The organism is Neobacillus drentensis, from assembly GCF_036965645.1.
GTDB classification, from domain to species: domain Bacteria; phylum Bacillota; class Bacilli; order Bacillales; family Cytobacillaceae; genus Neobacillus; species Neobacillus drentensis_D.
This window is the reverse complement of record NZ_JBALPZ010000018.1, coordinates 51,431-69,220: the sequence shown is the minus strand read 5'-3', so window position 1 is coordinate 69,220 and position 17,790 is coordinate 51,431. Positions and strand designations below refer to the sequence as shown.

Annotated in this window: 11 protein-coding genes and 2 riboswitches; of the genes, 1 reads left to right on the top strand and 10 read right to left on the bottom strand. The window is 39.5% G+C overall.

Going from position 1 to position 17,790, the window contains the following annotated elements; all coding sequences use genetic code 11:
- Positions 1-476 precede the first annotated feature (476 nt).
- From ptsG to V7266_RS03335, 10 genes are all read right to left on the bottom strand, one after another.
- Positions 477-2,525: a glucose-specific PTS transporter subunit IIBC gene (gene ptsG / locus V7266_RS03380; RefSeq protein WP_335465808.1), complete on the bottom strand. Its 2,049-nt coding sequence runs from the start codon at positions 2,523-2,525 to the stop codon at positions 477-479.
- A 188-nt stretch (positions 2,526-2,713) separates the two neighbouring features.
- Complete coding sequence (gene glcT, locus V7266_RS03375; RefSeq protein WP_420491310.1) at positions 2,714-3,598, bottom strand: glucose PTS transporter transcription antiterminator GlcT; 885 nt, start codon at positions 3,596-3,598, stop codon at positions 2,714-2,716.
- 131 nt (positions 3,599-3,729) lie between these two features.
- Positions 3,730-5,055 carry an NCS2 family permease gene (locus V7266_RS03370; RefSeq protein ID WP_335465806.1) on the bottom strand — a complete coding sequence of 442 codons (1,326 nt, stop codon included), beginning with the start codon at positions 5,053-5,055 and terminating at the stop codon, positions 3,730-3,732.
- A gap of 107 nt (positions 5,056-5,162) precedes the next feature.
- Positions 5,163-5,264: riboswitch (purine riboswitch) on the bottom strand.
- 238 nt (positions 5,265-5,502) lie between these two features.
- On the bottom strand, positions 5,503-7,041 hold the full coding sequence (gene guaA / locus V7266_RS03365) for a glutamine-hydrolyzing GMP synthase (RefSeq protein WP_335465805.1): 1,539 nt from the start codon (positions 7,039-7,041) through the stop codon (positions 5,503-5,505).
- 129 nt (positions 7,042-7,170) lie between these two features.
- A riboswitch (purine riboswitch) is annotated at positions 7,171-7,272 on the bottom strand.
- A gap of 161 nt (positions 7,273-7,433) precedes the next feature.
- Positions 7,434-9,647: a transglutaminase TgpA family protein gene (locus V7266_RS03360; RefSeq protein WP_335465804.1), complete on the bottom strand. Its 2,214-nt coding sequence runs from the start codon at positions 9,645-9,647 to the stop codon at positions 7,434-7,436.
- Entirely contained in the window at positions 9,644-10,858 is a 1,215-nt protein-coding gene (locus V7266_RS03355) for a DUF58 domain-containing protein (RefSeq protein ID WP_335465803.1), read from the bottom strand. Before V7266_RS03355 ends, V7266_RS03360 begins: the two co-directional genes overlap by 4 nt.
- Positions 10,859-10,860: 2 nt before the next feature.
- Entirely contained in the window at positions 10,861-11,802 is a 942-nt protein-coding gene (locus V7266_RS03350; RefSeq protein ID WP_420491312.1) for an AAA family ATPase, read from the bottom strand.
- Positions 11,803-12,021: 219 nt separating this feature from the next.
- Entirely contained in the window at positions 12,022-13,266 is a 1,245-nt protein-coding gene (locus tag V7266_RS03345; RefSeq protein ID WP_335465801.1) for an SH3 domain-containing protein, read from the bottom strand.
- Positions 13,267-13,590: 324 nt separating this feature from the next.
- Entirely contained in the window at positions 13,591-14,421 is an 831-nt protein-coding gene (gene ypfJ, locus V7266_RS03340) for a KPN_02809 family neutral zinc metallopeptidase (protein ID WP_335465800.1), read from the bottom strand.
- A 221-nt stretch (positions 14,422-14,642) separates the two neighbouring features.
- The gene (locus V7266_RS03335; RefSeq protein WP_335465799.1) at positions 14,643-16,766 is read right to left on the bottom strand and encodes a glycoside hydrolase family 3 protein; all 2,124 of its coding nucleotides are present in this window, start codon (positions 16,764-16,766) and stop codon (positions 14,643-14,645) included.
- 261 nt (positions 16,767-17,027) lie between these two features.
- On the opposite strand from V7266_RS03335, the gene V7266_RS03330 reads away from it, so the two are divergent.
- The coding region (locus tag V7266_RS03330) for an AraC family ligand binding domain-containing protein (RefSeq protein ID WP_335465798.1) at positions 17,028-17,790 on the top strand (763 nt) is incomplete at its 3' end.

The following is a 17,790-nucleotide window of genomic DNA, read 5'->3' as shown; positions in this document are numbered from 1 at the left end:
TACGTTGGCTTAGTCTCATCTAGAAACTAATATTATTGTTTGTTGACGTTTTTGTTTGTTTAGTTTTCAAAGAACAATCATTTTTTCGGTGCCTCTTCAGAAGCAACTCTATTAATATATCACGTCGTTAAATTCGAGTCAACTACTTTTTTTCTTTCAAAGTGTTATTAACCTCGTTCAACGACTGCTTTAATATATTACCACCATGACCTGGTTGGGTCAATACTAAATTTTTATTTCTTTTAATATGTTTTTAAAAATGGCCTTTAGCTATACCTCCAGACATATAGAAATCATTAATAGAAATCATTAATAGAAATCATTAATTCAAATCAATTTTTCCTTTATTCTTCTTGAAGACAAACCGCTTTTTACAACCTCTCTATTTGTCCTCTATTCCCCTTCTTTAAAAAAGCACGTTAATTCTCCACTATAAAAAAAGAAGCCAGCCATCCAGGCCGGCTTCTTCACCAAATTTACTTCGTAATCTTAACAATACCTTCTTGTTTCATATTAACTTGACCCGTCTTCTCAATCACCACCTTTTCACCTTCAGCTAAGTTTGTGAACACAACCGGTGTAATAGTAGAAGTTGCATTTTCTTTTATATAGTTAATATCGAACTTCAAGAGCGGTTGACCTTGCTCAATAATTTCATTTTCTGTTACTAATGTTTCAAACCCTTGACCTTTTAAATTAACCGTATCAATACCTACATGGATAAGGATCTCACGTCCAGTATCAGAAAGAATGCCAATCGCATGTTTAGTTGGGAACAAGTTAACAATCTTACCGTTAACTGGTGATACCACCATACCTTCTGAAGGCACAATCGCAAAACCATCACCCATCATCTTACCCGCAAACACTTGGTCAGGCACTTCCGTAATAGACTTGATTTCTCCTTTAAGAGGTGCAGCAAATACTTCATTTTGGCGCGCAGCCTGCATAACGTCAGTAGGAGTTGTCTGAGTCTGCTGTGGTTCAGACACTGCTGCTGCACGAGGGCGTTTTCCTGACATAATATCTTTCATTTGACCCTTAATGGTTTCAGAACGCGGCCCAAATATTGCTTGAATATTGTTACCGACTTCAAGTACACCTGCAGCACCAAGGCGTTTTAATTCATCTTTGTTAACATTTTTAATATCTTTTACTGATACACGAAGACGTGTAATACATGCATCAAGATTAGCGATATTATCCCTGCCGCCCATAGCATCTAGAATATTAGAAGCTAAATCTCCACCTGCAGCCTTTCCTGCTGTTTGTTCGCCATCCTCTTCCTCTAGCTCACGACCAGGTGTTTTAAGATCAAACTTACGAATTGCAAAACGGAAACCAAAGTAGTAAATAACAGCAAACACAAGACCAACTGGAATTACAAGCCAAGCATGTGTTTGTGGATTAATTAAACCAAATAGTACATAGTCAATTAAACCACCAGAGAATGTCATACCAATTTTTACATTTAACAGATGCATTACCATAAATGATAAACCAGCAAAAATAGCATGAATACCAAACAATACTGGCGCAACGAATAGGAATGAGAACTCAATCGGTTCAGTAATACCTGTTAGGAAAGCAGTTAGTCCAGCCGAAGCCATTAAACCACCAACAAATACTTTCTTTTCAGGCTTGGCTTCATGATAAATTGCTAATGCAGCTGCCGGAAGACCAAACATCATGAACGGGAATTTACCAGTCATAAATGTACCAGCAGTAAGATTTTTTACATGGTCTGAAATCTGAGCCATAAAGATCCGCTGGTCACCGTGAACAACCTGACCCGCTTTAGTAGTATACGTTCCGAATTCATACCAGAAAGGTGAATAGAAAATATGATGTAATCCAAATGGAATCAATGCACGTTCAATTACCCCGAAAATAAACGCAGAAAGAGTAAGGTTCGCATTAACCATGTTGTTAGAGAATGCGTTTAATCCAGATTGGATTGGCGGCCAAATAACTAACATGATTAATCCAAGAATAATTGCTGTGGCAGCTGTGATAATTGGAACGAAACGTTTTCCCGCAAAGAATCCTAGATAGGATGGAAGCTCGATTTCAAAAAACTTATTGTACATAGTTGCAGCGAGGATACCAACAATAATACCGCCGAACACCCCAGTTTGAAGAGTTGGGATACCTAGGACACTTACATAACTTGTTCCATTAATGGACTTCGCATCAATACCTAAAACTGTACCCATCGTTACATTCATAATTAAGTAACCAATGATCGCTGCTAGTCCAGCTGTTCCTTCACCGCCAGCTAAACCCACAGCAACACCAACGGCAAATAACAGCGGCAGGTTACCGAAAACAATATCCCCGGCATTCTTCATAACAGATGCAACCATTGCAACTCCACTATTATCTAGCCAAGGTGCTAGGTTCAATAATGCCGGATTGACTAACGCTGCACCTATTGCAAGCAAGATTCCCGCAGCCGGTAAAAGAGCAACCGGAAGCATAAGTGCTTTTCCGACTTTTTGTAATGTACCAAAAGCGTTTTTCATTTAAATGACCTCCTGAAATTTTTTAGCTCATAAAGCGGTTACACAATAGGTAAAAAACAACAAAAAAGGCATGAGTAAAAGTACTATTGAAACGAAGTTTAGGTATAGACTACCCCAAATCCTTCAATTCAATTAATACTTTTCACTCATGCCTGATCGAATCAGTAACACGTAAAAAATAATAAGTGCTATTTAAATTTGTTTTGAAGTCTCTGCAAATGCATCGTTAGATAAACGGCTTCTGCATCGAAGACCTTCATTTTTAATGTTTGCTGCATCACTTTAATGAGCTTCCATGAGAGATTATAACACACTGGATATTCAACTTTCAATAGGTTTGCAATTTTTTCTGGTTCCTCAACCTTCTCAGCTTTTATCACACGTTCAATAGCGAAACGGAGATGGCGGACAAGCCTCATGTAATCAATACTCTCCTTGTCAATTCCAATATCAAATTGCTCCTCAACCATGTTGACCAATTTGCTGACAAGTTGTGAGTGTTGATTAACGTCCGATAAATTTTTATTGGTCAACGCACTATGGATGTGCAAAGCAATAAACCCAATTTCACCAACGGGTAAATGGATTCCAGTCTTATCACTAATGTAATCCACCACTGTTGAAGCGATTTCATATTCATGGCGATAAAGAGCTTTTGTTTCGACTAAAAACGGGTTCCGCATTTCCATCCCTTTTGATGATCTTGTAAGGGCAAACATTAAGTGATCTGTGAGGGCTACATGAATATGTTCATTTAAATCTGTGTGTGTACGCTGTTTAATTATATCAATCGCAGAGATAATGACTTCTAAATAATCTAAATCAATAAATGGAAGCAATTTAATGTAGTTTTCTTGCTCCTTTTCATCTTTCAAAACAAAGAGCTTTTCAACAGTTTCTGTTTCTATATAGTCGCCTCTTTTTCGATTAAACCCTATACCTTTCCCAATCAAGACAACTTCTTTGAAGGAAGGGTGTTCAGCAATTAATACATTGTTATTTAATACTTTATCGATTAATAGGTTCGCCAAACCTTCACCCCCGTTTCTCCTGCAAACACTTACTATTTTCATGTTATAAGAGGTTAAACAGGAAGTCAACGACATTGTTCGACAAATATTCGAATAAATGATCGAGGTCTGCTATAATCGCCCCAATAGTCAAAAAGGGAACTGTATGGTCACAGTTCCCTCGGAGTATTTGATTATTTTAAGATAAAATATAACACAAAGATTACAAAGAATAGGTACATGATTGGGTTAATCTCTTTTACACGGCCCTTTACAATCATTGTAATAGGGTAGAAGATAAACCCTACTGCAATCCCGGTTGCAATACTGTATGACAGCGGCATCGCAATCATTGTTAAGAAAGCAGGTACAGCAATTTCAAACTTTTTCCAATCAATATTTCCTAATGACGATACCATTAATACCCCAACAATGATCAAAGCTGGTGCTGTTACAGATGATGTAACCACTGATAATAATGGAAAGAAAAAGATTGATAAGATAAATAGTCCAGCAGTTACAAGAGATGCAAATCCTGTTCTTGCTCCAGCAGCAACACCTGCTGATGACTCAATATACGATGTCGTAGTCGAAGTACCCAAAATCGCACCAACTGTTGAAGCAATCGAATCTGAAATTAAAGCGCGGCCGGCACGTGGCAGCTTATTGTCTTTCATAATTCCCGCTTGGTTTGCTACAGCTACAAGTGTCCCTGCATTGTCAAAGAAGTCAACAAACAAGAAAGTTAAGATAATACCAAGCATGGATGTAGTATAAAATGAACTGTCTCCAAAGGAAGAAAAGGCTGCACCAAACGTAGGCGCTAAACTTGGAACTGTGTCTACCACTTTAGTCGGCATCTTGATTTCACCAAAAATCATCCCCACAATAGCCGTGATGACCATACCATAGAAAACAGCACCATTAATGCCTCTTGTCATCAAAATAACCGTTATAACAATCCCAAATATAGCTAAAAGCGTAGGACCTGAAGTTAAGTCACCTAAACCAACAAGTGTTGCATCATTATTTACAATAATTTTAGCATCTTGTAAGCCGACAAAGGTAATGAACAAACCAATACCCGCCCCAACTGCGTGTTTTAAATCAACTGGAATTGCGTTAATGATTTTCTCACGAAGTCCAGTAAGTGTTAGTAAAAGAAAAAATATACCGGAAATAAGAACAGCACCGAGTGCATGCTGCCAAGGGATTCCACTCCCTAAAACAACTGTATAAGCAAAGAAAGCATTTAATCCCATACCAGGTGCTAATGCGAGTGGATACTTTCCAAGTAGTCCCATTACGATAGATCCAAGGGCAGAGGCAAGGGCCGTAGCTACAAATACTGCACCATAGTCCATTCTAAGGGCATCTGGATAGTCTTTTATAGAAGCTAGTGATAATGTTAAGGGATTTACCACCAATATATATGCCATCGCTAAGAAAGTCGTTAATCCCCCAATAAATTCACGGCGATAATTAGTGCCATGTTTTTCAAACTCAAAATACTTTTGCATTTCTTTTCCCCCTATAAATCTTTTCTTTATTATGCAAAAAAATACCCCGGTATATTCTACCGGAGTATGACTATAGGCTCGTGCAATATAAGAGGAAAAGAATGCCTCTTTATTTCACACTGCCTCGTAGTCAAGCCATTTACGGTGGCTCGGTAGAAACTTTTGGGCCATATCCCCAATATTATACGATGCAATTGATTATTTACCTTATTTCCTTTTTTATTTTAACAGGTCATGAACAGCTTGTAAACAAAAAATACGAACGATGTTAATAAAAAAAATAGCATTGTTCGTATTTTTGTTTAATCCTTCCAAAATTCTTCCCCATTCGCCAAAAATCGACATGAACGGTAAGCCATATCGTGTGTCTGCTCCAAGCAAGCATAAAAAATAAGACGAGCCTGCTATCGGCGCGTCTTATTTTTGCCCTAATATAGGTTATTTAGTTTATTCCCACTCAATGGTTGCAGGCGGCTTGCTTGTAATATCGTAAACCACCCGGTTCACGTGTGGCACCTCATTCACAATTCGAGTCGAGATGAGTTCTAACACATCCCAAGGAATACGTGCCCAATCTGATGTCATCCCATCGATTGAAGTAACGGCGCGGATTCCGATTGTATAATCATAGGTCCGTGCATCCCCCATAACACCAACACTACGGATATCTGGCAGTACGGTGAAGTATTGCCAAATTTCGCGGTCAAGCCCAGCTTTTTTGATTTCTTCGCGTAAAATCCAATCAGATTCACGGACAATTTCAAGCTTGTCATCTGAAATCGCTCCTAGGACACGAATCCCAAGACCTGGACCAGGGAATGGCTGACGCCAAACAATCTCATCAGGGATGCCAAGTTCTGTTCCAAGAGCACGAACCTCGTCCTTAAACAATGTATTGAGCGGTTCGATTAATTTAAATTGCATGTCTTCTGGAAGACCGCCTACATTGTGATGCGATTTAATCGTTTGTGCCGTCGCTGTTCCACTTTCAATAATATCGGTGTATAGAGTACCTTGTGCCAAGAACTCAATTCCCTCAAGCTTAGCTGCCTCATCATCGAATACATAAATAAATTCATTACCGATAATCTTCCGCTTCTTCTCCGGATCTGATACACCTTCTAATTTAGAGAAGAAACGTTCCTTTGCATCAACCTTAATTACATTCATATGGAAACCTTCAGAGAAAGTCTTCATAACGCTCTCCGCTTCATTTTTGCGAAGCAGCCCATGATCTACAAAGATACAGGTTAATTGATCGCCAATTGCTTTATGAATTAACACGGCAACTACAGAAGAATCCACTCCTCCGCTCAGTGCACAAAGTACCTTTTTGTCACCAACAGTCTCGCGGATCTTTGCCATTTCTGTTTCAATAAAGTTTTCCATTGACCAATTCGCCTTGCACTCACAAACTTTAAAGACGAAATTCTTGAGCAGTTCATTTCCATATACAGAATGACGTACCTCTGGATGAAATTGAACCGCATAGAGTTTACGATTCTCATCACTCATTGCAGAAATTGGACAAGACGGGCTTGTTCCATTAATGGTGAACCCTTCTGGTGCTTCTACAACTAGATCCCCATGACTCATCCAAACAGTCTGTTCGGAAGGAAGTTCAGCAAATAAGGTTGATGGCTGTTCAAGAACCATTGTCGCTTTACCATACTCACGCTGCTGCGCCTTTTCAACTTTTCCGTTAAAGTGAACGGTCATTAACTGCATGCCATAACAAATCCCTAGAATCGGTAAGCCCATTTCAAAAATGGCTTCATCACAGCGGAATGAATTTTCATCATAAACGCTGTTGGGACCACCAGAAAAAATAATCCCTTTTGGATTCATTTTGCGAATTTCTTCTGCAGTAATTGTATGTGGATGAAGCTCACTGTATACGCCGAACTCACGAATGCGGCGGGTAATCAATTGGTTATATTGGCTTCCAAAGTCTAACACAACAATTAAATCTTGCTTTTCCGTCAAAACATCCACCCCTCAATTTCTAAATAATACTTCTAGTTTTACCAATATGTGAAAAAATAAAAAAAAACTAGAATTCTCTCCCCAACATAAACAGGAAGGCAGAATTCTAGTTATCTCGCAAAAGTATCACTAAAAAAATTCCGCCTTCATAGTCAGGCCATTTACGGCGGCCCGGTAGATACTCTCGAACCCTATTTTCGAGGATATATGAAGGTATTCATACCCTATTAGAAAAGCGCAAGGCGCTTAGTCTTCGGCGACAAGCACAAGACGAGCCGGCAGGAAGGTTGGTTTTTACCTTCATGACGGATTGGCTTGTGACCTCGAGCCGATGGCGCCTGGAGCTAGACATTGAATTTAAAACTTATTGTAACAATAAGGCGTTTTTCCGGTCAAGCGATTGTCTTTTTAATTAAATTTTCCCACAATTCACGCGTCTCTTCCCAAGTCCCTTTTGGGAGAGTTTGATGATAAAGATATTGTTCATAACGAGCTGTTAAGCGGGTCATTTCTCTGGTTGAATAAAACGTGTCAATATAACAGGCATAACTGCGCAGGGTTTGATTTTCTTTTCGCTTTAATCCATAACGGTCTAGCTGACCTAATAAAATCAAATACGCAGAGCCAATATTTTCATCTTTTTTCATAAATTTATAAAAGAACAAGATCCCATATGGAGCTAAGCGGCCGCGCAAGCGGTAAAGAAGGCCCGCAATACCTGCTAAGAGCAGAGTAATAAAAAGAAGCCGTACCCAATAAAGCTTTACGGTACTAAGCATTGTTTTCACCCCATTGGATTGGCTGAGATCCTTCTTAGGCTCAGCAGGTTCCTTCTTCTCCTCTTGCGTTTTATTCACGGATGGTGATGTGACAGGCTGGTTACTTATTGTAGAATCATCTTTCACATCATTATGGATAGTAACTTCATTCGAAAAGCCCACCGTCGGCTCAAATGGCACCCAGCCCAAATTGGGGAAGAAAACCTCAACCCATGAATGGGCATTATTATTGGTAACTTCATAAAACTGCTTCGCGGAACCCTCTTTACTGGATGAATGAGACTCACCGCCCGTGTAGCCCTTTACCCAGCGTGTCGGAATACCGATGGTTCTCAGCATGACCGCCATAGAAGTCGAGAAGTTATCACAGTATCCTCTTTTTGTATCGAACAAGAATTGATCCACATAATCATCCTTCTCACCAGGAACGGCTGCATTTTTTTGATCATAACTATATCCGGTATTACCAAAATACGCTTCGACCGCCTTTGCCTTGTCATACCAGTTTGTCTTTCCCTTTGTGATTTCTTCTGTCAGTTCTTTTACCCGCGGCGGCAAGTTAACTGGCAGCATGGTATATTTTTCATAAAAAGCCCTGTTCATTTCAGCAGGAAACGAAGTTGTCTTTACTAACTCAGAAGCTTTATATTTTGGGACATCAAATTCCACCGTAAACAATTGAGGAACTACAGGTTGTTGACTGCTTGTTACAAAGCTAATTTTCTCATTGTTTCCATCGACCAAAAACTCATTTGTATCCTGTTTAGAAGGCTGTATAGTTAATACCCTAGTAACCCCTGCCGGATACATGACATTATTAAATTTATAGCTTCCATCCAAATTCACACGGGCTGTTTCTGTGATCGTTTCCACTTCGTCAGGAATCGAATAAATAGGGACAAGATCCCCTTTTTTAAAAGGTAAAAATGTTGATCCAGAGGCAATCCAGCCCTTCCCTGTGTACATATCCTTCGTTTCCATTTTCCAATAGGTTTCCCCATTACCTTCATAGGTAAATACAGCTTGGTCATCCCCAACAAACGGACCACCTAAAGCCGTATCATCCGTACTATACCCAATTCGGTGCGGACCCGCTTCTTCACTGGATGGATCTGCCTTGTCGTTTTTAGCGGTTAGATACGGGACTGGATCAGGCCAGATCGGCGCCGCTTTAGGTGCAGCTATCCCCACTAAAATACTAACTGCAATCATCACGGCTAGGGGAATCATCCATCTGCGAATCAATGCAGTATCATAATGAACCCTTTCCTTTTGAATGATTCGGTAATAGGTCAACATCCCCATAACCGCAAATCCTGATACAACCGTTCGAATAATCGCTGTTTTCGCATTATAAGCTGTAAAGGTATCGAGTACTGTAACATAAACCAATGTCAAAAAGAAAAAAATAAATATTCGCTGCTTTCTTAAAATCCAGTAGTGAATAAGGTATACCATTAATCCTAGCAGGATAAAAAACAAGAGGGTTCGGAATTCATTCGTTAAGTCGTACCACTGTCCGCCAACCAAAGAGCGGATATTATCCGTACAATCCATAATGAAGGATGAAAACCAGCTGATGTTAAGCATTCCTTCTTCATAGTGAAGATGATGGATGGAAAATAGGATAAGAATGAGCATCAGGATCGATTGCCAGATTACCTTGAGATTTAAAAAGGATGCGGTAAAAGAAATAATTAAAAAAATAATAAAGATGCCCATATTACCAGTATCGGTTAATTGGTTAACCGGTCGAAGCCATTCCCATAATAAGAAAAAACTGAACACGTATAGAAGAAACGTAGGAATATCCCTTTTCATACTCATAAGCCCACCACCGAAAAGGCTGACCTTTGTTCGCCCTCATTCACTATAACGACTCGAATTCCGCGGGCATGGGCAATTGAAATCAATGAGCGTTCATTGTCTGAGGCAGCTTCCTTACTTCCTTTAATTAGAAAAAGAGTGATCGCCCCTTTCCTTTGCCCCATAAAACTTGCCTTTTCAATTAATGGTTTGGTCAACTGGGCCGTGACCAATATAAAGAAAACCGCTTGTTGAACAAACATTCCCTCTGTTTCAATGACCTGTTCCAACGGTCTTAAGCTTCTGGCCTCAATTTTCGCCAGGTGATAGAAGAGCTGTCTGAGGTGTGGTTCTCCGCCGCTAATCGGAAAGTACACCCTGTCCTTGCTATAGGTTAAGAATCCCGTCTGCGCTCCCGTCTTTAAAACCGCTCGAACAAGCGAAGCTGTATAGGATACAACTGCTTCAAAGTGTTGATCCGGTGCACAGTCCATAATCACAACCACATCATGTGATTGCCGCTGCTCAAATTCCTTTGTCATAATTTCATTTCGTTTTGCGGACGCCTTCCAGTTAATCCATGAAAAACGGTCACCCGGCTGATAATCTCTTACCCCGGCTGCCATGGAAGTATCACGCTGCACCCATTCTCTCGATGCAGTAAGACCTTGATCGAATTGGTTTTCAAACGGCTTGTAAAAAAACTCGGAATAGGTGGGATAGACAATTATTTTCGCTTCTTGAGAGATAGTCTTTTCTTTTTCAAACAATCCTAGAGGGTCCCCAATTTTAACTGTAAAAGAACGAAAAAAATGTTCACCGCGCGGCAGTTCTTCGATGATATATTCATAAGAAAATTCCTTTTTGAATCCTGGCAGGAGGAGGGCTTTTGTTTTTTTAGACTGTTGGGCTGATTTCAGTGGTTCCTCTAAGCGATCTTCGATAAGCAGAAAAAACAACGGAAAGGAATTCGTGCGTCTTACGTTTATAGTTACCCTTAAGGCTTCCCCTGCATTAAAGTCACTCTTTGGCAAAATCCTTGTGATTTCAAGTTCATTTAAGGAATACATGGATAAAGCCATGCAATACATAGCAAATGGCAGAAAGCTATAAAATAGGAACCAGCTGACAAACCCTCCTTCGAACATGGCATATGAAAAAGTCAGGAGAATCAAAATAAGCAGCAGAATAAATTTCCCTGCTTTTTTTAAAAGAATCAAGGATCTTTTCATGATTATTTCGCAAGCCTTTGAACTGGTACAGGTACTCTTGCAATGACACGGTTGACAATTTCTTCTGATGTGGTACCCTCAAATTTTGCTTCTGACTTTAAGATGATTCGGTGAGATAAAACAAATGGAGCTAAATACTGAATATCATCCGGCAGACAAAAGTCACGATTGTACATAAACGCATAGGCCTGGGCTGCCTTCATAAGGGCAATCGAACCTCTTGGACTTGCACCAAGATAAACACTGCCATGCCCCCTTGTCCTGTTAACAATATCGACTATATAACGTTTTATGGTATCATCGACAAAAACATTTCTTATTTCATTCTGAAGGGATATCACTTCTTCGAGGTTAATTACGGGCGTAAGCTCTTCAATCGGCGGTACCCTTTGGGCGCGGTTGAGGACTTCCATTTCCTCTTGCAAATCCGGATAGCCCATTTTCATTTTTAGCAGAAAGCGGTCAAGCTGTGCTTCAGGAAGCGGATAGGTTCCCTCATATTCAATTGGATTTTGTGTCGCCATAACAAAAAATGGCCGGTTTAATTTGTGGGTTATGCCATCTATGGTAACACTTGCCTCTTCCATCCCCTCTAGGAGTGCGGATTGAGTTTTGGGTGATGTGCGGTTAATTTCATCCGCTAGGATAATGTTTCCCATGAGAGGACCTGGCCGAAATTGAAATTCCAGTTCTTTTGGATTGTATATAGAAACTCCCGTAACGTCTGAGGGTAAGAGATCCGGGGTGAATTGGATTCTTCGGAAATTGGCACTAATGGACTTGGCGAGGGCACGAACCATCATCGTTTTTCCGACACCAGGTACATCTTCAAGTAACACATGTCCACCGGCAAGCAGTGCCACTAGACTTAATTCTGCGACATTCCGCTTTCCAATCATAACCTTTTCAATGTTATCTATTATTCTTTTAATTGTTGGATTCATTTGCTCTTGTGACAAATGGACTCCTCCTTTTCAAAAAAAGAGCTAATTTTTGGCATCATCTATATGTATTCTAGCTACTGTAAAATAAATCCTTTTAGGAATACCATTTAACATTCAATTTGGGGTGTTTAAAATACCTATCAACAACCCTTTTAATCCAGATGACTTATAGATAAAGACCCTATAGTTTTATTCTATAGGGTCTTTATCCATGGACGTTTATTGAAGGGCTATTAAATTTAATTGTTGACCCCTTACTCCTTCCAGAGTGAGGGTAACTCTTTTTCCTTGGGTATTTTTCACTTCATCAATCAACTTTCCTGTTGCTTTTGCAGTATAAGTGCGACCTTCAGTCGTGATAAAACGAAATGTTCCCTTAGGATCCACCCTGCCTATTTCGGCCTCAACCTTGATTTGACTTGGTTTTGATAAAGCGGCAGGAATATTAATTTTTTGCCCAATTTTTAATTTAGCTGGCTCTACAGCTGGATTCAGTTTTTGTATGGATTCTATCGTAATTCCACGCGCCTTAGCTATTTTTGTAAAGGTATCACCCGCTTTTATCACATAAACAGATGAGGTTGAATTTGTGTGAGCTTGGTCTTTACTCGTAAGATAAGTTTCACTGACGAATGCCTTTTTCCCATGGAAGTTAATCCTTGCCCAGTCATTCGCACTTGATATCACCAACACTTGATCGTGATATTGTAACGAGCCTAACACAGCACTGCTAGCTGTGGCTTCTTCTCTCACCCGTAATGACGATGCAGTTACAAACATGATCTTAGCTTTTGATTCAAGTATAGATGTATCTACTTTTTCTTGGTTTATTACATAATCTGCACTTACGAAGCAGACCCGTCCATTAATCAGAATGCCAGCCCAGCCGTTTTCTACAAATGAAACCTTCACAATATCACCTTTTTTATATTTCCCAATAATACTGCTTTCAGTGGTTGGTTGAGACCGTACGTTTAAGGTCGTGGCCGTGACGGTTCTGTCTTCAACCTTTGGCAGTAAAATCTTCTTGCCCGTAATAGAGGTCAGACCATTTGCATCCAATATTCCTTGGACGGTCACCCCATGTTTGGCTGCGATTTCCTCAATTTTTTCATTATTTTTCACTTGGTACGTGTATTCCTGAATATAAGCTGCATTCGCATTAATGGTATATAGTCCAAGAACTACGGTAAAAATCCCCGTAACCATAAGTCTTTTTATCGGATTCTTTTGAATCCATTGTTGAACCTGTTTTACATATGTATGTAAATTTTCACTTATATCTTTTAATAAACCGCTAACATCCAATACATTACGTATATCAAACAAATAGACGGTTTTATAATATTCACGTTTTTCCATTCTTGAGGTAAAAACCGGGACAGGTTTGATTTGTTTGTTTTTACCGTATGTTTCCTTTCTGCTTAGTATAAATTCCCCCGTTGTATGTATCTCATTGATCATAATTAAACTTTTCTCCTATCTCTCTATGAAGTTTAAGCATTTTGACTACCATCAATTTCCTCTATATGAACTATCTACCTATTAGTAAAATTCGATTTGTCTCTAAATTTTCTGTCCATATTTCGAGTTTTTTCTACAAATTTTTATAATAACTACTCTAATTTATAAAATGGCTCTGTTAAATTTGGCTGTAGATTTCCGCTCCAATCTACAGAGTATAAAAACCACCAATTTCGTTTAACAGAGCCTATAAAAAAGAAGATGAATCGTGGGAATATGCAGGCATTCCAGATTCATCCTCTACTATCTAAGTATGCTTTGAGTTTAAAGATTTGCTGCGTTAAATGTGTCCCCGCCCTCAATGGTGCCGGTCTTAAACCCTTTATTAAACCAGCGTTTTCGCTGCTCCGAAGTACCATGTGTAAAACTCTCGGGAACAACATAGCCCTGGGCTTTTTTCTGAATATTATCGTCCCCTACCGCGTTTGCTGCATTTAGTGCCTCCTCAAGGTCACCCTTTTCAAGATAACCTTTCCCTTGTGCGTAGTGAGCCCAAACTCCCGCCAAATAATCAGCCTGTAATTCGTAGCGTACGGAATATTCATTGGTCCGCTTCACTGCTGCTGGCTCCTGATCTCCCGAATGCAACAGAGTCTGAACGTGGTGGCCCACCTCATGAGCTATTACGTAGGCCATGGCAAAGTCTCCTGGTGCTTGGAATTTATCTTTTAGTTCCTGATAAAAGCTTAAATCAATGTACAGCTTGTGATCACCTGGACAATAAAATGGACCTACTGCGGCACTTTGAGACCCACAGGCTGACTGAACGCTGTCTGTGTATAAAACGAGCTTAGGATTTTCATATGTGAGCCCTCTTTTTTTAAATTCATCAGCCCACACATCCTCTGTATCCGCTAGAACAACAGATACAAAATCCGCTTCATCCTTCTCTTGCGCCGACTCTTGATATGGAGTGGTGGTTTCTGAACCATTATTTGTTGACATGTTATTGATTAAATCACCCGGATTACCGCCAAGCAGTGTAATGAGGAGCACTATAATGATACTGCCTATACCTCCGCCAATAATAGTTTTGCCGCCGATGCCCCTCCGCTCTTCAACATTAGAGCTTTCTCGTCTTCCCTTCCATTTCATTACTTTTCCTCCCTAAAAATGATAGCAGATTATCATTTTCCTTTTATGATTGTGTTATACCCATTTAAACAGCGTTGAAAGTATTTATATATTTAGGAATTTATTATGTACGTATTCGTTACTATTGTCCTATCTTGATTCAATTTGAACCCAGCCTCATGCAATATCAATATGAAGAAAAGGCTGCCCATTAGGCAGCCCTTCTCCGTTATTATTTATAATTAATAGGTTAAACCATGACCAAGTTTATAAACATTTCCATCGCTATCTTTATAAGCATATTCGAGTCCCGCAGGCATATATTTGTCCTTGTCATAGCCCGGTACATCATTTCTTGACACACAATTACCCTCTTCATCAACCGCAATAACAGCTTCACTTGCAGGCAATGTCAACGGTAATACCCCTACTGGACGGCAATTGCCCGCCATTACCTCATACTGAGCCTTATAGTAAGTATCGTAACCAGCGATTAAGACATCTGCCAAAGGTTCAATATTTCCAAGGATCCATGGCAAAATGACATTCACACTCATAATGACTTTTCCACCACGGACATGAATACTGTCCGCTACTTCCTTTAGATGGTCCATTCCACTTAAAGTCGTTTCTTGATAGGTAGTTCCATCCAAAGCAGTTTCTGTTTTATCTTCACAGATTTCAAGTTCTAACAGTCCTGGGGTTGCATTGAAATAAGCTCCAGATTTTGGACTTAAGAATAGCATCGCAATGTCAGCTTCTTCATAGTTATCAGTCAAAGTAAATTGACCAAGCTCAACACATTCCTGTCTTGCTTTTTCTGTATAAGCTGTTGCCCGCTCTGGTTCCTTGTGGAACACTTCTACATAAACCTTTTGATTACCAAGCTTATCAGCTGTTAATGGTAAGGTCTGGTTAGAATTTTTAAGAATCGTTACCGATTTTTTATGAGCTTCATAAGCAGCATCCCAATTCGCTTGATTACTAACAACTGAAGCAGCCTGTTCTGGTGAAACATAAGTGCGATCATCGAATAGTCCTAGCGCAAACATCTCGGTAAGAAGTCTTACATTGGCTTCATTAATACGCTTTTCACTAATCCAGCCATTTTCAATTGCCTTTTTAAGGTTCGTAATGTCATTGGTATCAGCGACAAGATCTGTACCTGCGTTAACAGCTTTGGCAAAACGCTCAGCCTCGCTCTTGTCTTCAACACCCCAGCACATTTTACTTGTGACGCCGCTGTCGCTATTGACATAGCCTTTAAATCCTAGTCTTTCTCTAAGGATATGATTAATAAAATAGTGATTAAATGTAAAGCCCACTTCTTCGAATGGAATGTCTTTCCCTTCAAATTGCTGAACCACACTTTTCTTGATACTTGGAATCGAATAATACGGCATAATCGATGAAGTGCCATGGTTTACAGCTGCTTGGAACGGTGGCAAGTGATATTTTTCTAAGCTGCCTGGTGTTGGATATAAGTTCCACTTTCCTTCTGCATAATGCGGATCAAATCCATTTTCCCTTGCCCCGCCGCCAGGGAAGTGTTTGGTTGTCATCGCGATACTATGTTTTCCCACGTTTTCACCTTGGAATCCGTCAATGATCCGGCCGATCGCATCAGAAATAAATTCTGGGTCCTCCCCAAATGTACCATACGTCCGCTGCCATCTAGGATCAGTAGCTGTATCAGCCATATACATATAACCTTTTCTGATTCCGACTGCATCCCACTCATCATGTGCTATTTCAGCAAATTGGCTGATAAGGGAAGCATCTCCGCCATTTTTGATTTCCCCTTTTGCTGCAGCAGCAAGTCCTAATGTTCCAGGCCAAGTCGAAAAAATTCCGGCTGCGTCATTCATACCAAAGATGAATTCTGTATTTTCGTTTCTTGAATTAGATGCTATTAAGCAAGGAATACCAAGACGTGATCCCTCACATACTTCATTCATGGTATTGACCCATTCTGCCATTTGAGCTGGGCTCCAGTTATCTCGTAGAATGAAGTGGCGCAAATGCATGTTTTCAATCGTATGCGTTGTGCCATAAACCTTTTCCAAAGCAAAAATGGTTTCGCCCTTTTCAACAATCCCTTCATCTAGAACGCCATCATGGCTTGTCTTACTCTTATCTTTTTGAGTAAGCCCCATTTGGCGGGTATTAATCAGCATCATACCGACCTTTTCATCGAGATTCATTAATGAAACTAGGTTCTCCGCACGTTCTTTAGGACTCAATCGCCAATCCTTATATGGCTCCAATTTCCCGCTATTATTCAAATCTTTAAATTTTAATCCGTCCACTTCAATTATATTCTTAACTCTTACCTCTAAATTGGGTTGCTTATGGTTAGATTCCACTTTAATACCTCCTAATCTTGTTCACCCTAATAAGATATGCTCGAAATAAATTCATTTAATTTTTACTTTGATTTAACTTTTCTATTTCAATCAGTAGGATGCTCAATGTTGGGTATATCCATTTATTTTAGTTAGCAGAAAATGCTCATAAAAAGATGGATGTTACCGCTTGCAGTTATAGAATAACAGCAAAAAGTTTAAAATATATAGCACTTATTGCTAGAATTATTGTAAATGTTGCTTTACGAAAGGAGGGATATTATGGAGAGGCCGGTTTTTATCCCAGTAATGGGGAAAGATTTTGAGATATACTACTTCAACAAAAAGTATCAATCCGAAAGTCGTCTTAAAAAATATAACGAATCAGCGGAGAAGTTTTCTCAGTTAGAGACTTTGTTTCAACTGCACAGCCATGATGTGTATGAGTTCCTCGTATTTCTAGGCGGGGAATGTGAATTTTTCTGTGAGGGAAAAACATATTTCCTAAGAAGAGGAGATATTGTGTTAATCCCTCCCTATGCAGTTCATGAGGCTAATGTTAAAGATATTAATCAATACGAACGCATCATTCTTCACATCAGCGGACATATTATGGATGACTTTTCCTCGAGTTCATCATCGCTGAAAGAGAATATAGTTTATCAAAAGGCTCAAGGATCTTATGTATCACATCTCCATTCAAAAAACTTCCAAGAAGTCATTTCTTTATTTCATGAGATCATTAATAGAATTAAGAATGATGAAGGGAATTTTTCTTTTACACTACATTACCTATTATTTCAAGCACTGCAAATTATCTTTAATCCTGAAAGCGGTTTGGCAAACCTGGGCATTAAAGATCAAGTAGATCAGAGGTTTGTATCGATCCTAGATTACTTAGAGCTGCACTTAACGGACCCGGATTTAAGTTTAGAAAGGGTCTCAAATCATTTCCATTTGAATAAATATTATTTTTCTCATTATTTTAAGAAAAACATGAACCTGCCCTTTTACCGTTATGTATCATTAAAGCGTCTGTCTTATT

Excerpts from the sequence above, each read along its gene's own strand:
- V7266_RS03355 (WP_335465803.1), bottom strand. The coding sequence starts at position 10,858 with ATGAAAAGATCCTTGATTCTTTTAAAAAAAGCAGGGAAATTTATTCTG.
- ptsG (WP_335465808.1), bottom strand. The coding sequence starts at position 2,525 with ATGAAAAACGCTTTTGGTACATTACAAAAAGTCGGAAAAGCACTTATG.
- V7266_RS03345 (WP_335465801.1), bottom strand. The coding sequence starts at position 13,266 with ATGATCAATGAGATACATACAACGGGGGAATTTATACTAAGCAGAAAG.
- V7266_RS03370 (WP_335465806.1), bottom strand. The coding sequence starts at position 5,055 with ATGCAAAAGTATTTTGAGTTTGAAAAACATGGCACTAATTATCGCCGT.
- ypfJ (WP_335465800.1), bottom strand. The coding sequence starts at position 14,421 with ATGAAATGGAAGGGAAGACGAGAAAGCTCTAATGTTGAAGAGCGGAGG.
- V7266_RS03350 (WP_420491312.1), bottom strand. The coding sequence starts at position 11,802 with ATGAATCCAACAATTAAAAGAATAATAGATAACATTGAAAAGGTTATG.
- V7266_RS03360 (WP_335465804.1), bottom strand. The coding sequence starts at position 9,647 with ATGAGTATGAAAAGGGATATTCCTACGTTTCTTCTATACGTGTTCAGT.
- glcT (WP_420491310.1), bottom strand. The coding sequence starts at position 3,598 with ATGAAAATAGTAAGTGTTTGCAGGAGAAACGGGGGTGAAGGTTTGGCG.